Origin of the sequence: Stenotrophomonas sp., from assembly GCF_036662295.1 — a bacterium.
In the GTDB taxonomy this organism is placed as follows: Bacteria; Pseudomonadota; Gammaproteobacteria; order Xanthomonadales; family Xanthomonadaceae; genus Stenotrophomonas.
This window is the reverse complement of the sequence record NZ_JAVWXA010000041.1, coordinates 25,439-31,814: the sequence shown is the minus strand read 5'-3', so window position 1 is coordinate 31,814 and position 6,376 is coordinate 25,439. Positions and strand designations below refer to the sequence as shown.

At 68.6% G+C, this 6,376-nt stretch carries 8 protein-coding genes; all 8 read left to right on the top strand.

Annotation, left to right across the window (positions count from 1 at the left end):
* On the top strand, positions 1-216 hold a 216-nt coding region (locus RSA25_RS10170), incomplete at its 5' end, for a prolyl oligopeptidase family serine peptidase (RefSeq protein ID WP_332808773.1).
* A gap of 58 nt (positions 217-274) precedes the next feature.
* The gene (locus RSA25_RS10165; RefSeq protein WP_332808772.1) at positions 275-709 is read left to right on the top strand and encodes a YbaN family protein; all 435 of its coding nucleotides are present in this window, start codon (positions 275-277) and stop codon (positions 707-709) included.
* Positions 710-898: 189 nt separating this feature from the next.
* Positions 899-1,141, top strand: coding sequence for a lipoprotein (locus RSA25_RS10160; protein WP_332808771.1), 243 nt, complete (start codon positions 899-901; stop codon positions 1,139-1,141).
* Entirely contained in the window at positions 1,134-1,985 is an 852-nt protein-coding gene (dapF, locus tag RSA25_RS10155) for a diaminopimelate epimerase (protein ID WP_332808770.1), read from the top strand. Before RSA25_RS10160 ends, dapF begins: the two co-directional genes overlap by 8 nt.
* The gene (locus RSA25_RS10150; protein ID WP_332808769.1) at positions 1,982-2,659 is read left to right on the top strand and encodes a DUF484 family protein; all 678 of its coding nucleotides are present in this window, start codon (positions 1,982-1,984) and stop codon (positions 2,657-2,659) included. The genes dapF and RSA25_RS10150 overlap by 4 nt, the downstream gene beginning before the upstream one ends.
* 22 nt (positions 2,660-2,681) lie before the next feature.
* Positions 2,682-3,572: a tyrosine recombinase XerC gene (xerC, locus tag RSA25_RS10145; protein WP_332808768.1), complete on the top strand. Its 891-nt coding sequence runs from the start codon at positions 2,682-2,684 to the stop codon at positions 3,570-3,572.
* A gap of 92 nt (positions 3,573-3,664) precedes the next feature.
* Positions 3,665-4,216, top strand: coding sequence for an ATP-dependent protease subunit HslV (gene hslV / locus RSA25_RS10140; RefSeq protein WP_017356659.1), 552 nt, complete (start codon positions 3,665-3,667; stop codon positions 4,214-4,216).
* 141 nt (positions 4,217-4,357) lie between these two features.
* A complete protein-coding gene (gene hslU, locus RSA25_RS10135) occupies positions 4,358-5,737 on the top strand; it encodes an ATP-dependent protease ATPase subunit HslU (RefSeq protein ID WP_332808767.1) in 1,380 nt (459 codons plus the stop codon).
* Positions 5,738-6,376: the final 639 nt, after the last annotated feature.

The window sequence follows — 6,376 nt, the reverse complement described above, 5'->3', positions numbered from 1 at the left end:
GGCACCGGCCTGTGGGATTCGCAGGTGCAGTACTGGGAGCCGGCCAAGTGGGTGGCCAGGCTGCGCGATGACAACACCGGCACGCATCCGATCGTGTTCCGCACCAACATGGAGGCCGGGCATGGGGGCAAGTCGGGCCGCTTCCAGCGCTATCACGAGCTGGCCGAGTCGTATGCGTTCGTGCTCGACCAGCTGGGCGTGACCCCGGCCCCGTGACGCGGCGGGCCGGGCGGGGGCCATCGCGGTCGCCGCCCGGCCTCGTTATGCTGCCCGCATGACCGTGCCCGACCGTCCCCCCGATGCCGATGCGCCCGCGCCGCGCCCGCCGGTGCGGTTCCGCTGGGCGTGGTGGCTGCTGGCCTATGCCAGCCTGGGCACCGGCATCGTCGGCATCTTCGTGCCGGGCCTGCCCACCACGGTCTTCATCCTGATCTCGGCCTGGGCCGCCTCGCGCGGCTCCGAGCGCCTGCACACCTGGCTGCTGCAGCACCCGCGGTTCGGCCCGGCCATCGTCAACTGGCAGGCCCATGGCGCGGTCAGCCGTTACGCCAAGTGGATGGCCACCCTCACCATGGCCGTCTGCGCCGGCATCATGCTGTGGTGCGTGCCCATCGCCTGGGTGAAGTGGTTCTCCATCGGCAGCATGGCCGCGGTGGCGATCTGGCTGTGGAGCCGCCCGCTGCCACCGGAAGAAAAACATCCTGAATGATGGGGTAGCCAGCCCCGGTAGTGCCGGCCGCTGGCCGGCAACCGCGTGAGACTGTCATCGTGCGCAGGGGTTGGCTTGCCGGCCAGCGGCCGGCACTACCAGGGCTTGCCGGCCAGCGGCCGGCACTACCGTGGCCGTGTTCATCCAATCGATACCCTTGGCCAAAGAGGGCGCGGCTATACTCGGGGCATGAGCATCCCCCATCGCAACCGAATCCTGATTCCGTTGGCAGCGGCCTCGCTGCTTCTCCTTGCCGCCTGCGGCAACAAGGGCCCGCTGGTGCTGCCGCAGAAGCCGGTGCCGGTGGAAGAAGTCGCCGAGCCGGCGACCGATGCCGCCACCTCGCCTGCCGCCGTCGATGACACCGACAACCCGCCGGTGGTCCCCGATCCGGTCGATGCGCCGCTGAAGTCCGAAGACGGCAATGACTGAGGCCGCCACCCCGGCCCTGCGTTTCAGCAAGATGCACGGTGCCGGCAATGACTTCGTGGTGCTGGACCTGCGCGCCGGCACCCCCGCGCCCAGCCCGGCCCTGGCCGCCCGCCTGGCCGATCGCCACGTCGGGGTGGGCTGCGACCAGATCCTCACCATCGAGCCGCCGCGTGCGCCGGACTCGGTGGCGTCCTACCGCATCTGGAACGCCGACGGCTCGCAGTCCGAGCAATGTGGCAACGGCGCGCGCTGCGTGGCGGCCTGGCTGGTCCGCGACGGTGCCGCCAACGGCGATCGCTTCAACATCGACAGCCCGCTGGCCACCCATGCCATCGAGCGCCTGGATAACGGCCACTATGCCGTGGCCATGGGCGTGCCGCGCTTCGAACCGCAACAGGTACCGCTGCTGGGTTTCGAGCGCGCACGCGATGAATACCTGCTGCCGCTGCAGGGCGACACGGTACGCTTTGGCGCGGTCTCGATGGGCAACCCGCACGCGGTGATCGAGGTCGGCCTGGTCGACGCGGCCCCGGTGGAGCGGCTGGGCCCGTTGCTGCAGCAGCACGCCACCTTCCCGCAGTCGGTCAATGTCGGCTTCGTGCAGGTGCTGGACCCGCAGCACGCGCGCCTGCGCGTGTACGAGCGCGGCGTGGGCGAAACCCTGGCCTGCGGCAGCGGGGCCTGCGCCGCGGCGGTGGTGATGATGCAGCGCCGCCGGCTGGCGCGCGATGCCACCCTGTCGCTGCCTGGCGGTGACCTGCGCCTGCGCTGGCCGGCCGACAACGCCGACGTGGTGATGTCCGGCCCGGCGGCCTTCGTCTTTGAAGGGGAGTGGACGGCATGAACGAGGCGGTCGAGAAGATCGGTGCGCATGAAGTGGCCGCCTGGCTGCGTCGGCATCCGGGGTTCCTCAAGCAGTTCCCGGACCTGGCGCTGACGCTGGTGGTGCCGCGCGACGAGGGCCCTACCGCGTCACTGGCCAGTTACCAGCTGGACGTGCTGCGCGACAAGAACCGCGAACTGTCGCGGCGGCTGGCCGACCTGGCCGGCAACGCGCAGGTCAACGAGCGGCTGGCGGTACGCACCCACCAGCTGACCCTGGCGCTGATGAAGCAGGCCTCGGCAGCCGATACCCTGCGCGCGATGGCGGCCTCGCTGGAAGAAGATTTCGCCGGCGACCTGGTGCGCCTGGTGGTGCTGCAACCGGTGGCCGGGCTGGAGCAGGCGCCGTGGTTGCAGGTGATCGCCGAGGACAGCCCGAGCCTGGCCGCCTTCCGCGATTGCCTCAAGGATGGCGAGCCGATCTGCGGCCGCCTGCAGGCCGAAAAGAACCAGGTGCTGTACGGCGACCGGGTCGGCGACGTGCAGTCCAGCGCGCTGCTGCCGCTGCCGGGCGTGGGCCTGATCGCGGTGGGCAGCCACGATGCCAACCGCTTCTATCCCGGCATGGGCACCTTGTTCCTGCGCATGATGGGCGAGTCGCTGGGCGTGGCGCTCCAGCGCTTCGCGCACGCCTGATCCGGCGGCTGGCCCCGTCGCGATGAGCGCCGTCGCCGAATTCCTCTCGCACCTGCAGGTGGAGCGGCGCATGTCGGTGCACACGCTGGATGCCTACCGCCGCGACCTGGAGGCACTGGCCGCGTGGTCGCAGGCGCAGGACGCGACGGTGGAGGCGCTGGGCGGCGAGCAGTTGCGCCAGTTCATCGCCGCCGAACACCGCCGCGGGTTGTCGCCCACGTCGCTGCAACGGCGGCTGTCGGCCTGCCGCAGTTTCTACGCCTGGCTGCTGCGCCATCGTCGCATCGAGGTCAGCCCCGCGGCCGGCCTCAAGGCCCCCAAGGCACCGCGCAAATTGCCCCAGGTGCTCGACGCCGACGAGGCGGTGCAACTGGTGGAGCTGCCGACCGACGGGCCGCTGGGCCTGCGCGACCGCGCGCTGCTGGAGTTGTTCTATTCCTCCGGGCTGCGCCTGAGCGAGCTGTGCGCGCTGGTCTGGCGCGACCTGGATTTCGTTACCGGGCTGGTCAACGTGCTGGGCAAGGGCAGCCGCCAGCGGCTGGTGCCGTTTGGGACGCATGCGCGCACCGCGCTGGCCGGCTGGCGCACCGAGAGTGGCGGCGGGGAAGGGCAACCGGTGTTTCCCGGGCGCAAGGGCGGGCCGATCACCCAGCGCGCCATCCAGATCCGCATCCGCCAGCTGGCCCAGCGCCAGGGCCTGTTCAAGCACGTCCACCCGCACATGCTGCGGCACAGTTTCGCCAGCCACATCCTGGAATCCTCCGGCGACCTGCGCGGCGTGCAGGAACTGCTCGGCCACGCCGACATCGCCACCACCCAGATCTACACGCACCTGGATTTCCAGCACCTGGCCAAGGTGTATGACGCCGCGCACCCGCGTGCCAAGCGGCGCCCCGGCGGCAACGAAAGCTGAATCGATCCGCTGCGTCATCCGGGCGCAGGGCGGGGTGGGTTGAAGCCTCCGGCAACGACCCCAACCTCAGTCTCTGTCACCCCGGAGGCTCCATGGACCCCAGTCAGAATCCCAACGTATTCCACGCCACCACCATCATCTCGGTGCGTCGCAACGGCCATGTGGCCGTGGCAGGCGATGGCCAGGTCACCCTTGGCCACACGGTCATGAAGGGCAACGCGCGCAAGGTGCGCCGCCTGGGGCGCGAGGGCCAGGTGCTGGCCGGTTTCGCCGGCGCGGCCGCCGACGCCTTCACCCTGTTCGAGCTGTTCGAGGCCAAGCTGGAAAAGCACGGCCAGCTGCAGCGCGCGGCGGTGGAGCTGGCCAAGGATTGGCGCACCGAGCGCCGCCTGGGCAAGCTGGAAGCACTGCTGGCGGTGGCCGACAAGGACACCTCGCTGATCATCAGCGGCACCGGCGATGTGATCGAGCCCGAAGACGGCATCATCGCGATCGGCTCCGGCGGCTCTTATGCATTGTCGGCCGCGCGCGCGCTGCTGGCGCACACCGAACTGGACGCACGCACGATCGCCACCGAGTCGATCAACATCGCCGGCGACATCTGCATCTACACCAACCGCAATGTGGTGGTTGAAGAGCTCTGACCCGAAGGGTCAACGCCCGGTAGCGCCGCGCCATGCGTGGCGGCGATACCCGGCCAGCCACGCATGGCGTGGCGCTACCCCACCGTTCCGTCGCCGCCGGACAACGCGGCAACCTCGCCCCATAGCCTCGTGAGCACACCCATGCCGCACAAGATCGAAGTTTCCTCCGCCACCATGACCCCGCGCGAGATCGTGCAGGAACTGGATCGGCACATCGTGGGCCAGCACGACGCCAAGCGCGCGGTGGCCATCGCCCTGCGCAACCGTTGGCGCCGCATGCAGCTGGCCCCGGAGCTGCGCAATGAAGTGATGCCCAAGAACATCCTGATGATCGGCCCGACCGGCGTGGGCAAGACGGAGATTGCCCGTCGCCTGGCGACGCTGGCCAATGCGCCGTTCGTGAAGGTGGAGGCCACGCGCTTCACCGAGGTGGGCTACGTGGGCAAGGACGTGGAGCAGATCATCCGCGACCTGGCCGATACGGCGGTGAAGCTGTACCGCGAGCAGGCCAAGGTGCGCGTGCGCACGCAGGCCGAGGAGCGCGCCGAGGACCGGATCCTGGACGCGCTGCTGCCGCGGCGCAGCGTGGGGATCGGTTTCGATGCGGAGGCGGCGCGCAACGAGCCGTCGGCGCAGGACAATGAAACCCGCATCAAGTTCCGGCGCATGCTGCGCAATGGCGAGCTGGACGAGCGGGAGATCGAGCTGGAGATGTCGGCCAACGTGAGCATGGACATCATGACGCCGCCTGGCATGGAGGAGATGGGCCAGCAGTTGAAGTCGATGTTCGCCAACCTGGGCGGCGGGGCGAAGGGCCAGAAGCGGTCGCTGACGATCAAGGCGGCACGCCCGCTGCTGGTGGAGGAAGAGGCGGGCAAGCTGGTGAACGAGGACGATATCCGCAGCGCGGCGATCGAGGCCTGCGAGCAGCACGGGATCGTGTTCATCGACGAGATCGACAAGGTGGCCAAGCGGGGCGAGGCGGGTTCGTCGGGCGGCGATGTGTCGCGCGAGGGCGTGCAGCGCGACCTGTTGCCGCTGGTGGAAGGCTCGAACGTGTCGACCAAGTACGGGACGATCAAGACCGACCACATCCTGTTCATCGCCTCCGGTGCGTTCCACCTGGCCAAGCCGAGCGATCTGATCCCGGAGCTGCAGGGGCGTTTCCCGATCCGGGTGGAACTGGGTGCGCTGAGCAAGCAGGATTTCGTGCGGATCCTGACCGAGCCGAAGGCGGCGTTGACCAAGCAGTACGAGGCGCTGCTGAAGACGGAGGGCGTAACGATGACGTTCACCGAAGACGCAGTGGACCGTCTGGCCGAGATCGCCTTCCAGGTGAACGAGCGCCAGGAGAACATCGGCGCCCGTCGCCTGCACACGGTGCTGGAACGCCTGCTGGACAGCCTGAGTTACGAGGCGCCGGACCGCGATGGCGAGACGATCCGGGTGGATCAGGCCTACGTGGACGCGCACCTGGGCGAGCTGGTGCAGGACCCGGACCTGAGCCGCTACATCCTCTGACGCGTTCGCTTGATGAGTTGGCTTGTGTAAAAGCGGTGGCACTCCGGTGCTGCCGCTTTTTCTTTGTCCGTGTCGAACGGGTGCTTGGAGAGTTATCAAGGCGCGCGAGTGCCATGCGCTACTGCGCGGGGCGGGTACGGGCGGGGGTGAGGGACACGCTGCAAGTCCCGCTCCGCGGCCCGGCCCAGCCGCTGGCGGCTGGGCGTTCAGTCGCATGCGAGGCAGTGCCTCGCAAGCCATGCGCCTTCACCCATGTAAGCTCGACATACGCCATCCATGGCGTATGACGGTCCCGCACCCCCGCCCGTACCCACCCTTGGACAGGGGGTCGGCTTGCATCGCAAATCCAAACGCGCACGCACACGCATTTCGATTTGACTCGACACTCGGGGCGGTGGTGGGTGCTCCATCGTCTATCTGCCATCTGATCGCAGGAATCAGCGATGTTGTAGGGCGAGGATGCCAGCCTCCGCAAGGCGAATCTGCTTCATAGCCGGACCGCAGACTTCGCATCCGCAGTCTGCACGCATTTGGTCAGCACATAAAACCCGCGTTTACGTTGCGCACCGACCCACTGTCCAAGGGCGGGTATGGGTGGGGGTGCGGGACCGTTTTGCGCCATGGATGGCGCAAAAAGAG